The sequence below is a fragment of the Streptomyces sp. DF42 genome (assembly GCF_058267695.1).
Window position 1 is genome coordinate 9661534 of the sequence record NZ_CM177859.1, and the last position, 15729, is coordinate 9677262.

Genomic DNA, 15729 nt, shown 5'->3' on the forward strand with positions numbered 1-15729 from the left:
CGCACACCATGGTCGCGGGTCGGAACGTCCCCGTACTGATCGGCGCGGTACCGCTGTTCACCGTCACCAGCCTGAGTCTGGACGAGGGCTACCAGGTGGCCCGGATCGCGGGCAGCCGGCTCGCCCAGCTGGTGTCCCCGACCACCCGGACGATCTCGGTCGAGGCGGTCCTGGTCGGCCGCACCCGGCTGCTCGTCAAGAAGAGCCTTGAGGCGCAGGCCCTCACCTCGCGGGTGCTGGCCGCGGCCACCGCGCCCGCGATGAGCCTGGCAGGGATCCCAGTGGTCTGCGGGATGACCGTCAGCCTCGACATGCAGATCACCAACCTGAGGTTCACCCAGTCCAACCAGAAGCGTGACGCCATCGACGTCTCCATCACCCTGGAACAGGTGCCCCGCTCCAGCGTGTCGGCGATCACTGGCGAGGCCCTGGACATGGCGCTGGCCGCCGGCATGGCCGCCGCCCCGAGTCTCAGCGGGAACATCTCGGTCGAACGCGAGCTCGGAGGCGCCCTGTGAACACCCCTCAGCTCCCTGCCGCCCTCGACTACCACCGGCTGCCCGTGGAACCCGACGAGGGCCTGCCGCAGGTGTTCAGCTGCCGGATCGGCGGCACCTCCTACGAGTTCGGCCTGTACGCCGCCATTGACACCGGCTCCGACGACCCGCTGGACACCCTCTACGACCTGGGCCCGGGCCCAGGCGCCCGTCCCCCGGACACACCCCCCGGCTACCTGGTGCTCCGGGTGGTCCGTCAGGGTCCCGGCGGGCCGCAGACCGTCCTGCTGCGCAAACTCGTCGCCGAGCCGGACCTCGTGCACCTCGCCGACCGGCTGGCCGTCCGCCTGCTGGAGGCCCGGGTGGCCCGCGGCAACCTCAACGGGCGGGGCCACTACGGCAGCAGCATCGTGATCGGGGTGGCGCAGCGATGGGCGTGATCATCTCCTACCTGGTGGAGTTCCCGGCGCTCGGCCTCAAGGTCTCCAACGACGCCTTGTCCGGCGGGCTGCTGCTGGACGCGGAAATCAGCGTCGGCTACGGCATCGGACTGCCCGGCGAGTTCGAGATCCACCTGGCGGACCTGCCGATGGCCGAGCACCGGAAGCTGGTCGCCGCGCTCGCCACGGCCGGCACCGGCTCCGAGGGCGGGGTGAAGGTGACGATCCGGCTCGGCTACCTGGACGCCCCCGGTGCCCGTCGCACGGTGGTGACCGGCCGGGTGGTCGGGCTCACCTCCTCGACGCGGTTCCCCCCGCTGGGCATCACGCTCAAGGGCTACGAGGAGGCCGCCTTCAAGCTGCTGGCCACCGTCGCCGTCAACCTGGAGAAGGACGTCACCCGGACCGCCCGGATCATGCTGCGCCACCTGACGCCCACCGGGGCGGCCGAGCGGGTCGCGGCGTCGGCCGGCGTCGAACTGACCGGCCGGCGCGACGAGGAGGACGAGCTCGACAGCATCAACGCCGAGGACCGGAACGCCTTCGGGCTGCTGCGGCGGCTCGCCGACAAGTACGGCGCCGAACTGCTGGTACAGGAGGGCGCGGTGCAGTTCGGCAAGGCCGTCAGCTACCCGCCGGAGAGCGGCCTGCCGGCGGTGCCCGACCCCGCCTCGGTGCTGGCCCTGCTCACCGCCGAGGACAGCCTGATCACGGTCAAGGGGATGAGCAGCGCCCGGCTGGCCGAGTTCCGCCCGGCCCACCTCGGCCCGGTCAGCGCTCTCGGGGTCGACAGCGACCTGCCGAAGGGCGACGTCTCCGCCTTCGACTTCACCGTGCTCGGCGTGCCCGACCTGCGGGCCGGGCAGCTGGTCACGGCCAGTGTCCAGGGCTACCAGAACCCGCTGCAGGGCTTCCGCATCGTGCAGCTCACCCACCGGCTGTCCCCGCGGACCGGCTACGTCTGCTCCGGCCGGGCGGCGGTCCTCAGCAAGGACGGCAACCGGCAGGCCACCGACCGGGTGCGCAGGGGCAGCCCGGCGGCCGTGGCCGACGCGATCGCCGGCCGGATCAGGGACGAGCTGGCGCTCGCGCCCTCCGTCGATGTCGGCCAGGTGCGTACCGGCGACCCGGCCGCCCGCACGGTGAGCCTCGACTACGGGCAGGACTGCGGCGACCGGGCGGTCTCGCCCAGTGTCGACCTGCCTGTCCCCGGCGAGGACCGGTTCCTGCCGGACAAGCCGCTCGCGGCTCCGTTCGCCTGGCACCGGGTGGGCCTGTCAGTCCCCGTCTACGCGGGCATGCGAGCGCTGCTCAACGACGTCCGGGCGGACCGCGACGACACGGTGGTGACGGGTTTCCTGTGGGCGAACGACAGCGTGGGGCGGATGGACCGGCCGCGGGCCGAGGACGGCGACTGGTGGCTCTGCCTGCCCACCGAACTCTCCGCCGGAGACAGCCCGCGCCCCACCGGCAAGGGCGTCAACGACCTCACCGCCGCCGACGGCCGCCGGGTGGTCGAGGCGGTCGGGCTGAAGATCTCCGTCGGCAAGGACGCCTGCTCCCCGGTGGGAGCGCGCCCCACCGAGGGCACCGCGGACGAGTTCCTGCTGACCCACAAGTCCGGTACCGGCGTGCGGATCGACGCGGACGGCAATGTCACGGTGGCGGCCGACGGCGGCCAGGTCACCGTATCGGCGGATGGCGCCGAGGTGAGCCTCGGGGACAAGAAAGTGACCGTGTCGGCCGGCGGCGTGACGCTGACGGTCGGAGAGGGAAAGGTGGCGATCAGCTGATGCCACTCGTACTGATCGAAGGCGCCGTGATCGGCTGCCCGCACGGCGGGCAGTGCAAGCTCACGGGCGGCAACCCCAACGCCACCGTCAAGGGCCAGGGTGTGCTCACGGCGGGCAAGGAAGGCGGATTCACCTTCGGCTCGGCCGCCACCCCGGTGCCCGGCATGGTCTCGCCCTGCTCGGCGGTCACCCCCGCCGGTGCGCCCCAGCCGTGCGTCACCACACCGACCGTGCCGGGGGGCCTGGCCGTCAGCCTGACCGTCGGCGGGCAGCCCGTCCTGCTGGCGACCGCGAGCGGCATCACCGCCAGCGGCGCCGGGCCGGGCACCTGGCAGGTCGTCTCTCCGGGCCAGACGATCCTGGAGGCCTCCTGATGACCGACACCTTCGCCCCGGGCGCGCCCGCCCTCGGGCCGCCCAGCCCCGCTGCCGGGGCACCTGCCCTGGGCCGCAGCCTCGCCGTCGACGACGGAGACCTCGTCATCGACCGCGTCACCCACGGGCCCGCAGAGGTCGAGGGGTTCCCGGCCCTCGTCCAGGCCCTTGTCCTGACCGTCCGGACCCAGCTCGGCAGCGACCTCCTCAACAGCGGCTTCGGATTCGACCGGCTCGCCATCGGCCGCTACGCCGAAGGCGTCGCTGCCCGCAAGGAGCACATCCGGATGGAGTTGGTCCGTTGCCTCGACACCGACCGCCGGGTCACCGGCGTCCGGGAGGTCTTCTTCGAGGACGACTCGCGCTTCGCCGAACCCGTCCCCGAGCGGGTGACGGCCGGCGGCACAGCCGACACCGCGCGCACCGGCCGCGGCTACACCGTCTGCGCCGTGGTGGACACCGTCGCCGGCTCGGCGCTGACGCTCGAAACGGGAGGACGCCTTGAGTGACCAAGACCAGTACGGCGTGACCCCGGACGGCTTCGTGCTCAAGGGGCTCGACCGGATCGTCGCCGACCAGCAGGCCCGCGCCCGCGCCATGTTCGGCAGCGACGTCGACCTCGGCTCCGGCAGCGCCCTGCGCAAGGTGCTCGACGCTGCCGCGGTGCACGTCCACGAACTGTGGCGTGCCCTGGAGAACCAGTACTACGCCAACTTTGCCACCACCGCCCAGGGCGCGGGCCTCGACCTGCTAGGCACCGATCTCGGACTGGAACGTCAGTTCCTGCCTGCCACCGGAGACGTCACCCTCACCCTCACCGGCGCCGACTCGCAACACCGCTTCACCCTGCCGCAAGGGACCGTCGTCGAGACCCCCGACCCGCCGCACATCAGCCTGCGGACCACCGCACCCGCCACGCTCACGGCCGGCGCCCCGCCGCTGTCCGTCGGCGTCCGGGCCGTCCGGCGCGGCCCGGCCAGCAACCTCCCGGCGGGCCAGGGGCTCCGGCTGGAGCCCAACTGGGCCAGATTCCACCTCAATCTGGGACCGGCCACCGTCACCGTCGTGACGCCCGCCCCCGTCACCGGAGGCGAACTGCTGGAACCCGACGACACCTACCGCGCCCGGCTGCTCGGAGTCCCCCGCACCCTGTGGACCAAGGACGCGCTCCTTGCTCGGATCCTCGACGTCCCCGGCGTCCGGGACACCGCCGTCTTCGACCCGCTCGGCGGTGTCGACACCTCCCACGGCGACTTCCACACCTACCGCTTCGGCCAGCACACCTTCACCGCCGGGCGCCGCACCGGCTCCCCCTACTTCTTCGACATCGTCGTCGCCGTCGAACCCGGCTGGCCCTGGCGCCAGGGCGAGAGTTCCGTCCCGCCCGTGTACGAGGGCGTGCTGGACGTCGTCCGGCAGTGGCGGCCCGTGTCCGTTTTCCCCGATGTCAAACCCGCCGACCAAGTCGACGTCGGCATCCGCGGCACCCTGGTCGTCCAGGCCGGCCACGACCCCGAGGCCATCCGCGGCGAGATCCTCACCGCCGTCCAGGCCGGGGTGGACCGGCTGCGCCTCGGGCGAGGCGTGCTCCACTCCGACATCGTGCTCACCGCACGGTCCGTCGCCGGCGTGGTCGACGTGCAGAACCTCCGGCTGCGCCGCGGCGCACCCGCCTTCGGCGATGTCGGCCTGGGCAACGCCGTATTCGGCAGCGCGGCAGAGCTGTCGGTGGGCGAGAACCTGACCCTCGCCGCCGAGGAGATCGCCCGCTTCGCGCTCGACAGCCCACTGATCGACCTCCAGGTGGCCGGGCCATGAGCAGCGACTTCTTCGACGTGCTGCGCGGCGGCCTCACCCCCGTCTACGACCGGGGCATGGAACGCGTCACCCTCCCGCTGCGCTCCGACGGCAGTGGCGGACTGCGGCCCGCCGACGACGGCTTCCGGGCCTACCGGGACCGCTGGGGCCGCGCCCCCGACGCCCCCCGCTACCTGCTCGCTCCCACCCGGGACACCGCCGAACCGCTCACTGTCCGTGTCGCCTTCCGGCGCAGGATCGGGAGCCCCGAGGAGGAAACCGAGGTCCGGTTTCCGGCCGGCTGGCCCGGCGGCGACACCGTCGCCGTTGAACTGCCAGGCCGCGCGGACGAGTTCACCGACGAACTGCGGATCACCGCACTGCGCCCGCGTCCCCCCGCGCCCCGCGCGGCCGACGACTGGCAGCTCACCGCGCTGCTCGGCAACCTCGCCAAACTGCTCTGGGTGATCGGCCGGGACTACCAGGACTTCACCCGGCAGCTCACCGACGTCGCCGCCCAGCGCAACGCCACCACCGCCCGAGGCGCCGGCCTCGACCTGCTCGGCGAGGACCTCGGTGCGCCGCGGTTCCCGGCCCGGCCGTACTCCTGGGACGCCGACACCGTCGCCCTCTACCACCTCGACGACACCCCGCCCGACGGGACGACGACCACGCCGAACGTGGCCGACATCGGTGCCCGGTTCGGTGCTCCCGACCACCACGGGGTCAACCACGGCGCCGAACCGGGCCGCACCGGCCGGTTCTCGTTCGCATTCGGCTTCACCGCGCCGAACAGCAGCATCACCGTCTCCGACCACTCCGACTTCGCGGTCGCCCCCGGCGCCGACCTCACCGCCGAGGCCGTCGTCCGCCCCGACCGCACCACCACCGGCACCGGCGCCGTCCTCACCAAACGGGCGGGGCTCGATGACGACACCGCCCCCGGCTGGTCCTTGGCCATCGGCACCTTCCGCGGCATCGACCACAACCTGCGGCTCTCCCTCGGAGACGGCAGCGCCCGCATCCGGCTCTTCGCGGACCGGGACCTCGGCGACGGCCGCTTCCACCACCTCGCCGCGGTAGTCCGCCGCACCCCGGACGGCACCGCCGTTGGCCTCCACCTCGACGGTACCCAGGTCGCCCGGGCCGTGCTGCCCGGGCTGGGTGCCCTCACCAGCCCCGAGCCGCTCGTGATCGGCCACGGCCAGGAGACCGGCCCCGACGGGCCCGACCCCGCCCAATACCACGGCCTGGTCGAGGAGGTCCGGATCTCCCGCACCGCCCGCACCTCCTTCGACCCGGTCACCGGAGAGGGCGACGACCACTACCGGCGGCGGCTGCACATCTTCCAGCGCTGGCTGGTGCCCACCCCCGACGCACTTCAGGACGTGCTCAACCGCACCGCCGGCCGCGTCAGCGGCGACAACACGCCGGAAACCGGCCCCGGCTCGTTCGAGATCGATGAGACCACCGGCCGGATCGCCACCGGCTCGCTCGACCTGCGGGTCCTCCCGCCGCCGCTCACCACCGGCCAGTGCATCGCCGCCGACGGCGACCGGCTGCGCACCGAGGCGCAGGCCGTCGGCACCGCGGCCGGCGAACCCGACTTCGACCCCGGGTGGCTCTGCCACCACCCGGGCGCCGACGGGCTCGCCTTCGCCGACGACCGCTGCCGTCTGATGCAACTCGGCGTCCGCCAGGCGCTCGACACCCTGCTCACCCGGCTCGGCGCGCAGCCCCTCCCACCCCGAACCCTCACCGTCGTGCGGGCCTACGACCCCACCGCCACCGACCTGTTCTCGGTCGGCCGGGCCCTGTTGCTGCGCCTCGACGGACCGGGCGGCCCGGCCGGCCCCGGCCCGACTGCGGAGCTTGGGGTCCAGGCGCACGCCGCCGGCTTCGGCTGGGTCTGCCACACCGCCGACGGCCTGCTCCGCGTCGTCCAGCCGCCGACCGACACTTTCGCGATCACCCTTCGGCCCGACGTGCCGCCCGTTCGCGGCACCGACACCACGGCCGGCCGCCCCGCCGCCCTCGGCCTTGACCCCGACCCCGGCACGCTCACCGAAGTTGAGGTCCGCTGGTCCGTGACCCGTGGCGGACCGGGCTCCGCCACGGTGGTGCCCGGCGGCTCCGGCGAGGCCGCCGCCCTGCTCGCCGCCACTGCCGGGGACGTCACCGTCACCGTCGAGGTCAGTCGCGCCGGACACACCCGAAGCGGCCGCCGGACGGTCCGCATCGGTCTGCCGGACACCGCACTCGGCGCCACCGGATCCGTCGGCCGGGACGGCTGGCTGGGGGCCACCGAGGCCCAGGCGGCCGGCCCGCCCGCCGACGACTTTGACCCCACCTACCTCCAACTGCGCACCGACGATGTGCGCACCGAGGCCCGCGCGGTGGTCTTCGGACCGGACCTGGCCGCGCGCCGGATGCAGCCGGCCGCCGGCGCCGCGCTGGAGCGGCTGCTCGACGTGCTGGGCCCGGCCGTCGGCAAACTCCACGTGCTCAGCGCCTTCGACCAGGCCGACCACGGCCTGGCCGGGCAGGGCCGGGTGCTGGTGCTAGCCCACGACACCCTGTCCGCACCCGCTCTTGCCGCCCGCGCCTTTGCAGCCGGCCTCGACCACATCGCACTCCAGGCCCCGGCCGCAGCAGGCGCCCCAGCCACCGTGCGGGTCGCGGTCGCGGCGGGCGAACACCTGCGGGCGGAGGTAGCTGGCGCCGACGTGGCCCCTTCTGGGGCCGACGGGAACAACGCGACCGAGGTCCGGGTGGACGGGACCGTCACCGTCACCGTCATCCCGCGCACCGTGCCGGTCGCCGCCTGCCTGTCCTCCGACGGCGCCCGGCTCTTCCTGGCCGACTCGGGCCGGCACCGGGTGCTGGCACTCCGGCTGGCGGCCCCCACGGCCACCGCCCTGCCTGTCCCGGCCCTCGCCGCCGCCCGACAGGTGGACCCGCTGCCCGGCGCGCTCGCCTTCGCGGCCGACCGGCTGTTCGTAGCCCACCGAGGCGTCGGCATGCTGGCCGTTCTCGACCCGGCAACCCTGGGGCCCGCCATCCCGCCCATCGCGCTGCCGGGCCCGGCGGCCCTGGCCACCGACAACACCAGGCTCTTCGTCGCCTGCGCCGGCGACCACACCCTGCGCGCGTTCGACCCGCGAACCCTGCAACCGAACGGCAGTGTCAATCTACCTGCCACACCCACCGCGATCGTCTCCGCTCCGAACAGCCCGCTGCTCGCCGTCCTGCTGGAGGACGGCGGGTTCTGCCTGGTGATCCGGGCCGCCTTCCAGCTCCAGGGCGGCGTCATCGGCGCGGGCACCCCGGCGCTCTGCGCGGCTTTCGCCCCGGACGGCACCAAGCTGTATGTGGGCACCGGCCCCGCCACGCCCGGAGCCGGGAGCGCTTCCGTCCAGGTCTACCCGACCGGCGGCACCACAGCGATCGCCACCGTCGGCGGCCTCCCGTCCGGCACAGTTCCGGTCACGATGTGCGCCGCCACTGACCGACGGCAACTGTACGTCGCCACCGCCGGATCGGAGACGGTCGCCGGGCGTGTCCACGTCCTCGACCCGGCCGCCGGCACGCTGCTGCCGACGGCCTTCAGCCCGGGCGGCGACTGCCGAGTGCTGGCCGCCTCCCCGGCCGGCGCGGCGTACCGGCCCTGCCTGCTGGCCGCGGTGGAGTCAGCCGGTACGCTGCTGCTCGCCGATCAGACCCCCCTCGCGGGGGACCCGCCGCTGCCGCCGCTGCTGTCGTTCCGTCAGGTCCTGGCCTTGGAACCCGACGCACAACTCACCTGGTCCGCGGCCCCGGCGGGTCCCGGCCGGGCCGAACCGTACTCGCCCGGCAGCCCCGTCACCCAGGTCACCGGCCTGGCCCCGGGCGTGGTGCGTCTGCGCGCCGACTACCTCCGGGGCAGCCCGGTGCTGCCCTACCAGTGCGAAGTGCGGCTACGTGCCGACCTCGACACCCGGCCCGAGGTCGTGGTCAGTAAGGACCAGTACGACCTGGTGCTCAACATCCTCAACTGGTTTCAGCCCATCGGCGTGGAGTTCCGGACCGGACGGCTCCGCGGTCATGTGCGCGAACTCGACAACGCGGAGCCGGGGTTGCCGCCCGCGTACACCTTCCCGGCCTACCGGGCCGGAGACCAGCGCCGGCCTACCCGTTTCGCCCGCCCTGGACGGGACGACGACCCGGGCGCCAACGGCGGTGCCGCCGGCCACGACCAAGGACGATGACCATGATCCCTCCCTATGCGCCCAAGTTCACCCATACCGACTGGATCGACAACGAGGACCGGGTCCAGGCGGGCGGCGAGAACGGATTCAACCTCCGCTTCCACAAGCTGGAGGCAGAGTTCGCCACCCTGGCCGACGAGCACCTCAACCCGCTGATCCAGTCACTGGCCCGGGCGGATTCCTTCCTCTCGCTGGTTCCGATCCTCACCCCGACCCGGGTGCCCGATACCGGTACACAGCCCCCGCTGCCCTGGTTGGTGGGCACCGACGTGGCGCAGAAAGCACCGGGGGCCGCGGAGGCACACGGGATCATGAACGTTGTCCTGCCGGAGGGTGTCGAGCTCAAGTCGTTCCAGGTGTTCGGCACCAAACCGAACGACGGCAGCACCATCACGGTGACCCTGCGCCGCAAAGACTTCTCGGGCGCCGGGGCGGAAGACCTCTGCAGGGTCACGGTGCTGAACACGCCGGCCAATCCGCTGACTCCGGCGAAAGTAACCAACAAGACACATCGGTACTTCATCACGGCGGACCTCAGCGCGGCACCGACCGCTGCCGGTGCGGACTCGGTCAAGCTGTCCTGCTTCCAGATCTCCTACCAGTGATCGCCCGTCAACCACCGAGAAGAGGTACCGAGATGTCACTCGGACCGCCGCAGACACAGGGAGGAAGCCCCAGCACCTTCGACCCGGGGCAGGAGACTCCGCCGCTCAACTTCGGTGTGCACGGGGACAATGGGGAAGGAGCGGGGGTCATCGGTAGCAGCAGCAGTCCGGCCACCACCAGTTTGGGCCCCGACGACGCGATCGACAGCGGAGCGGGCGTCCTGGGCGTCAACATCGCCGCGCAGGGCATCGGCGTCCACGGCTTCTGCCGCCGGGGCATCGGGGTCCTGGGGAAGGGCGGTGCAGGCGCCCCCGGCGTGCTGGGCCAGGCGACCGTCGGCCCGGGGCTGGTCGGCGTGAGCGCAGACGGGCCCGGTGTGTCGGGCAGCAGTCGTCAGGGGGTGGGCGTCCGGGGGATGGGTGTCGGTCCCGCCGCAGGTGTGTCCGGGACCGCGGAAAGCGGCCCTGGGCTGCTGGGCACGAGCCTTCAGGGGGTCGGTGTCTCCGGTGCGGGTGGTGGCTCCAGCGCCGGCGTGACCGGTACCGGAACCGACGGTCCGGGCGTGCTCGGCACCAGTATCAGCGGTCCCGGCGTTAGGGCTGTCAGTCAACAGGGGCACGCGGTGTCGGCGAGCAGCGTCACCAGTGCCGCAGTCAGTGGCTTCTGCACTGACCACGACGGCGTCAGTGGCCAAAGCGAGAACGGCGTCGGAGTCCGAGCTCGCGGCGCCACGGCACTCGTCGCGTTGGGCAACGACGTCGGCGCGATTATCGAGGGCAATGTCGTCATCACCGGAAGCCTGAGCAAGGGGGGTAGCGGGTTCCGGATCGATCACCCCTTGGATCCGGAGAACCGTGTTCTCTCCCACGCCTCGGTGGAGTCGCCGGAGATGAAGAACGTCTACGACGGTGTCGTGGTCTTGGGCGCCGTAGGGCAGGCGACGGTGGGTCTGCCGGAATGGTTCGAGGCGCTCAACGAGTCCTTCCGGTACCAGCTGACGCCGGTGGGCGCGGCGGCGCCCGGATTGCATGTGAGCCGGAAACTTGCCGGCAGCAGCTTCTCGATCGCGGGCGGTGACGCGGGCCTTGAGGTGTGCTGGCAGGTCACCGGGGTCCGCTGTGACGCCTGGGCCCGGGCCAACCCGATCGGCGGGGAGGAGGACAAGACGCCGGACGAGCGCGGCCTCTTCCTGTATCCGCAGGCTCACGGGGAGCCACCCGAGCGAGCGATCGCCGCAGCCCGTGACCGGGAGCTGTTGGTGAAAAGGACGGAGGGCGGACAGCAGGACTGAGTGCGGGTGAGCGAGAAGGGAAAGAGCGATGTCCATCAAACCGCCTGAATCGCAGGATGTTCCGAGTGGTTTCGATCCGGGGCAGGAGGATCCGCCGCTCAAGTTCGGGGTGTGGGGCGACAGTGGCGTCGGGCCGGGAGTCATCGGCAGTAGCGCGCAGGCTGTCGAGATGGGCCCGCAGGGCCCGGCCGAGGGAGGGGCGGGCGTACTCGGCCTGAGCAGCGTGGAGGGCGGCGTCGGAGTGCGAGGCCTCGGCAGCCGGGGCACCGGCATCTCCGGCCAGGGCGGGGGCGACCATCCAGGTATCGCGGGTGAGGCGGCTGCTGGCCCGGGCGTGGTGGGTGCCAGCGGCCAGGGCCCGGGCGTCGCGGGTGTCAGCAGCGAGAGCACGGGCGTTTCGGGCACCAGCACCCAGGGCACCGGGGTGACCGGCGTCGGTGGGGGAGCCAACCCGGGAGTGGCCGGTACCGGGACCGCCGGTCCCGGCGTGGCCGGCACCAGCACCCAGGGTGCCGGGGTGTCCGGCATCAGCACGACCGGTGCCGGCGTGGCGGGCCACAGCGTCCAGGGCACCGGGGTGACCGCCACCAGCCAGGGCGGGAGCGCGGTGGAGGCCACCAGCGCCAGCGGGGCCGCGGTGAAGGCGTTCAGCAACACCGGAACCGCTGTCACCGCGCGCAGCGGGCGTAGCCCGTTCATCTGGCCGCTCGGCCTGGACGGTATCCAGGGCGGCCTCCTGCCGGGCGAGGCGCCCAGGGACAGCACCTCGGCGCCGGCCGTCGACGGTTACGGCGTATTCGGGGCCGGCGTGGTGGGTTCCAGCTTCTCGGCGGAGGGGGTCATCGCCAGCGGAAGAGTGGGAATCGTGGCCAGCGGGCGACCCGTGGCGGGCCAGTTCAACGGCGACGTCCAGGTGACGGGGACGCTGACAAAGGGCGGCGGCGGCTTCCGGATTGACCACCCGCTCGACCCGGAGAACCGCTTCCTGGCCCATTCGTTCGTCGAGTCGCCCGAGCGTAAGAACGTCTATGACGGCACGGTCACGCTTGACGGGGAGGGCCGGGCGACGATCGAACTGCCGGAATGGTTCGAGGCGTTGAACGAGGACTACCGCTACCAGCTCACCGCGCTGGGTGCGCCGGCGCCGGAGCTGCACATCAGTCGGGAGGTCACTGACCACACCTTCGCGGTGGCGGGTGGTGGCCCGGGGCAGCGGGTGAGCTGGCAGGTGACCGGCGTCCGGGCAGATGTGTGGGCGCTGGGCCATCCGCTGGCCACCGAGGAGGAAAAGGCCCCCGTCGAGCGCGGCTACTTCCTGCACCCCGGGGAGCACGGGGAGCCACCCGAACGAGGAATCGCCGCGACCCCAAGCCCGGGGCCGTGAACGCAGTGATCCGCATGATGAGTTGGAGGTGAGGACGGTGCCGGTCAAACCGCCAGAGTCGCAGGATGGGCCCAGTGGGTTCGACCCTGGGCAGGAGAGTCCGCCGATCAGGTTCGGAGTGTTCGGGGACAGCAATGTCGGTCCGGGGGTGGTGGGGTGCAGCGGCGTGCCGGCCGGAGACGGCGAGATCCAGAGCGGGGTGGGCGTGCTGGGCCTGAACATCGCGGCGCAGGGCATCGGGGTGCACGGACACTGCCGTCAGGGAACCGGTGTCTCCGGGAAGGGCGGCGGCGCGGGCGCCGGTGTCGCGGGGGAGGCGGGCCAGGGCCCGGGGGTGTCCGGCCGGAGCTTCGAGGGCACCGGAGTGTCGGGCGCCAGCGTTGGCGGCGCCGGAGTCGCAGGGGAAAGCGCCCAGGGCGTGGGAGTGAGAGGTACGAGTGCCAGTGACGCCGACGGTGTCGCCGGTACCAGCGCCCAGGGCGTCGGCGTGAGTGGGGCGAGCAGGGGATCGGATGCCGGTGTCTTCGGTACGAGTGCCCAGGGCGTCGGCGTCTCCGGGACGGGTGGCCCTAATGGCGCGGGCGTGGCCGGGATGGGGGTCAACGCAGCTGGGGTGTTCGGCCAGAGCCAGCTGGGCGCGGGCGTGGCCGGTACCGGCTTGCGGGGCGCCGGCGTACTGGGGCAGGGGCTCGGAGCGGGCCCCGCGGTGCTCGGCAACGCCGATGGCGGGCCGGGGGTGGTGGGGCAGAGCAGCCAGAACGTCGGAGTGTCCGGCACCGGCGGCGAGGGCAACCCCGGTGTGCTGGGCACGGGCAGTGACGGCAGCGCCGGCGTGCAGGGCACGGCGGAAGCCGGGGACGGGGTGGCGGGCTCCTCGACCGGCGGGAGCGGGGTATCCGGATCGTCGGACACCGAGCCGGGGGTGTTGGGGGTCAGCCGGGAGGGCCCCGGGGTGTCCGGAAAGGGCGGCCGCGGCAGCGGAGTGCTGGGCGAGATGGAGAACGGGACCGGAGTACGGGGCGCGGTGACCAGCGGGACCGGGGTGGAGGGGACCAGTGGCCAGGGCACCGGGGTCTCCGGATCGGGCACCGGCACCGGGGTGCTCGGATTCGGTTCGACTGGTGTGGGCGTCTTCGCCACCGGCCGCACGGGGTTGATCGCCAACGGGGCGGACCACGCCGCCCTCTTCGAGGGCGATGTCGACGTGAGTGGCACCCTGCACAAGATCGCTGGCGGATTCCGGATCGATCACCCGCTGGACCCGGAGAACCGGTTCCTCTCGCACTCCTTCGTGGAGTCGCCCGAGCGCAAGAACGTCTACGACGGCACGGTGACCCTGGACGGCCGGGGGGAGACGACCGTCACCTTGCCGGACTGGTTCGCCGCGCTGAACAGCAAGCTCTGCTACCAGCTGACGCCGCTGGACGGCCCTGCCCCGGACCTGCACGTTGTGCGCGATCCCGGCGACGGCTTCACCATCCGTGGCGGCGTGCCGGGGGCGGAGGTGTGCTGGCAGGTCACCGGTGTCCGCACGGACGCCTGGGCGCGGGCCCATCCGTTCGTCCAGGAGGAGGACAAGGTGCCCGAGGAGCGCGGCTACTTCCTCGCTCCGGAGGCTCACGGCGCGCCGCCGGAACGGGCGCTGATGGCGCTCCGCCGCCCGGAGTTGCCATCAGGGGCGGCGACAGCGCCGGGGGCGACGACAAGCAGGTCGGAGAAATCCGATGGTGGAGACGGGAGTTGACGATGCCGATCAAACCGCCTGAATCGCAGGATGTTCCGAGTGGTTTCGATCCGGGGCAGGAGGATCCGCCGCTCAAGTTCGGGGTGTGGGGCGACAGTGGCGTCGGGCCGGGAGTCATCGGCAGTAGCGCGCAGGCTGTCGAGATGGGCCCGCAGGGCCCGGCCGAGGGAGGGGCGGGCGTACTCGGCCTGAGCAGCGTGGAGGGCGGCGTCGGAGTGCGAGGCCTCGGCAGCCGGGGCACCGGCATCTCCGGCCAGGGCGGGGGCGGCGGCGTGGGCGTGTCGGGTACGGCCGACCGGGGACCGGGCGTCTTCGGGAGGAGCGTGCAGGGGCCTGGGGTCCAGGGGCAGGGCGGGGAATTGTCTGCCGGGGTGTCCGGTACGGGCATGGCTGGTCCAGGTGTGGCGGGTCAGAGTGCCCAGGGGCCGGGGGTGTCCGGCACGAGCACGGAGGCGCCCGGTGTGCAGGGCCAAGGCGGGGAGTCGTCGCCTGGCGTGGCGGGCACGGGCCTCGCCGGGCCCGGGGTGGACGGCCAGAGCACCATGGGGCCCGGGCTGATGGGCACGAGCAGGCAGAGCGTCGGTGTGCAGGGGAACGGCGGTCCTGGCGCGGCCGGAGTGCAGGGGACCAGCGATGAATCTCCTGATGCTGAAGGGTCGGTCGCCATCGGCGTCGGTGTCGTCGGAAGTGTCATCGAGGGTGACGGTGTGGAGGGGTTCTCCACCAACGGCCGCGGGGTGACGGGCTTCTGCCGGGAGGGGGTGGGTGTCGTCGGGAGCAGCGACACACGTGTCGGGGTGTGGGGCGAGAGCGGAGACCAGGCAACCGAGCTCGGCCTCCAAATTGATTTTGGGGGCATAGGCGTGGTCGCGGTGGGGGACGTCGGCCTGGTTGCCAGCGGGGTCTCCAAGGCGGCCGAGTTCACCGGCGACGTGACCGTCTCAGGCACCATCAACAAGTCGGCCTGCAGCTTCCGCATTGACCACCCCCTCGACCCGGAGAACCGCGTTCTCTCGCACTGTTCCGTCGAGTCGTCGGAGCGCAAGAACGTCTACGACGGCACGGTGACGCTTGATGCGCAGGGTCGGGCAACGGTCGAACTGCCGGATTGGTTAGAGGCGTTGAACGAGGACTTCCGCTATCAGCTCACGGCGCTCGGTGCACCGGCGCCGGAGCTGCACATCAGTCGTGAGGTCAGTGACCACAGCTTCGCGGTGGCAGGCGGCCGCCCGGGGCAGCGGGTGAGCTGGCTGGTGACCGGTGTCCGGGCGGATGCGTGGGCGCGAGGTCACCCACTGGTCATCGAGGAAGAGAAGTCGCCTGCGGAACAGGGCTTCTTCCTGCATCCCGGGGAGCATGGGAGCCACCCGAACGATGGGTGAGGTTCGGTCGTGCTGCCACGGGAATGTTCGGCATCGCGTGTCACTGATGGAAGACACCTGGGTACTGGTCAGTTGGTGCTGCAGGCGGCCGATCATGATGTCAGCGGTCCGAATCTTGCGGTGACATGAAGCCGCCTTAGGGGCAATGCTGTTGCTTTACGGGTCTGCGGGTTG

The 15729-nt window shown here is 72.4% G+C and carries 12 protein-coding genes; all 12 read left to right on the plus strand.

Translation table 11 applies throughout. From position 1 onward, the window contains the following. Positions 1-8: 8 nt before the first annotated feature. The 12 genes from ACYUED_RS44510 (at position 9) to ACYUED_RS44565 (ending at position 15555) form a co-directional block, all read left to right on the plus strand. Positions 9-518 (plus strand): hypothetical protein, encoded by a 510-nt coding sequence (locus ACYUED_RS44510; RefSeq protein WP_491290068.1) that lies wholly within the window; start codon positions 9-11, stop codon positions 516-518. Then, on the plus strand, positions 515-937 hold the full coding sequence (locus tag ACYUED_RS44515) for a hypothetical protein (RefSeq protein WP_491290069.1): 423 nt from the start codon (positions 515-517) through the stop codon (positions 935-937). Before ACYUED_RS44510 ends, ACYUED_RS44515 begins: the two co-directional genes overlap by 4 nt. Continuing rightward, complete coding sequence (locus tag ACYUED_RS44520) at positions 928-2730, plus strand: hypothetical protein (RefSeq protein WP_491290070.1); 1803 nt, start codon at positions 928-930, stop codon at positions 2728-2730. Before ACYUED_RS44515 ends, ACYUED_RS44520 begins: the two co-directional genes overlap by 10 nt. Next, positions 2730-3104: a hypothetical protein gene (locus ACYUED_RS44525; protein ID WP_491290071.1), complete on the plus strand. Its 375-nt coding sequence runs from the start codon at positions 2730-2732 to the stop codon at positions 3102-3104. Before ACYUED_RS44520 ends, ACYUED_RS44525 begins: the two co-directional genes overlap by 1 nt. Continuing rightward, complete coding sequence (locus tag ACYUED_RS44530; RefSeq protein WP_491290072.1) at positions 3104-3613, plus strand: hypothetical protein; 510 nt, start codon at positions 3104-3106, stop codon at positions 3611-3613. Before ACYUED_RS44525 ends, ACYUED_RS44530 begins: the two co-directional genes overlap by 1 nt. After that, positions 3606-4922 (plus strand): baseplate J/gp47 family protein, encoded by a 1317-nt coding sequence (locus ACYUED_RS44535; RefSeq protein ID WP_491290073.1) that lies wholly within the window; start codon positions 3606-3608, stop codon positions 4920-4922. Before ACYUED_RS44530 ends, ACYUED_RS44535 begins: the two co-directional genes overlap by 8 nt. After that, positions 4919-9148: a LamG-like jellyroll fold domain-containing protein gene (locus ACYUED_RS44540; RefSeq protein ID WP_491290074.1), complete on the plus strand. Its 4230-nt coding sequence runs from the start codon at positions 4919-4921 to the stop codon at positions 9146-9148. Before ACYUED_RS44535 ends, ACYUED_RS44540 begins: the two co-directional genes overlap by 4 nt. 2 nt (positions 9149-9150) lie before the next feature. Continuing rightward, positions 9151-9753 (plus strand): hypothetical protein, encoded by a 603-nt coding sequence (locus tag ACYUED_RS44545; protein WP_491290075.1) that lies wholly within the window; start codon positions 9151-9153, stop codon positions 9751-9753. A gap of 32 nt (positions 9754-9785) precedes the next feature. After that, on the plus strand, positions 9786-11045 hold the full coding sequence (locus ACYUED_RS44550; protein ID WP_491290076.1) for a hypothetical protein: 1260 nt from the start codon (positions 9786-9788) through the stop codon (positions 11043-11045). A gap of 28 nt (positions 11046-11073) precedes the next feature. After that, entirely contained in the window at positions 11074-12429 is a 1356-nt protein-coding gene (locus ACYUED_RS44555; protein ID WP_491290077.1) for a hypothetical protein, read from the plus strand. A 166-nt stretch (positions 12430-12595) separates the two neighbouring features. After that, complete coding sequence (locus tag ACYUED_RS44560; protein WP_491290078.1) at positions 12596-14173, plus strand: hypothetical protein; 1578 nt, start codon at positions 12596-12598, stop codon at positions 14171-14173. Positions 14174-14667: 494 nt separating this feature from the next. Then, positions 14668-15555, plus strand: a complete 888-nt coding sequence (locus ACYUED_RS44565; RefSeq protein ID WP_491290079.1) for a hypothetical protein — start codon at positions 14668-14670, stop codon at positions 15553-15555. The last annotated feature ends 174 nt before the right edge of the window (positions 15556-15729 follow it).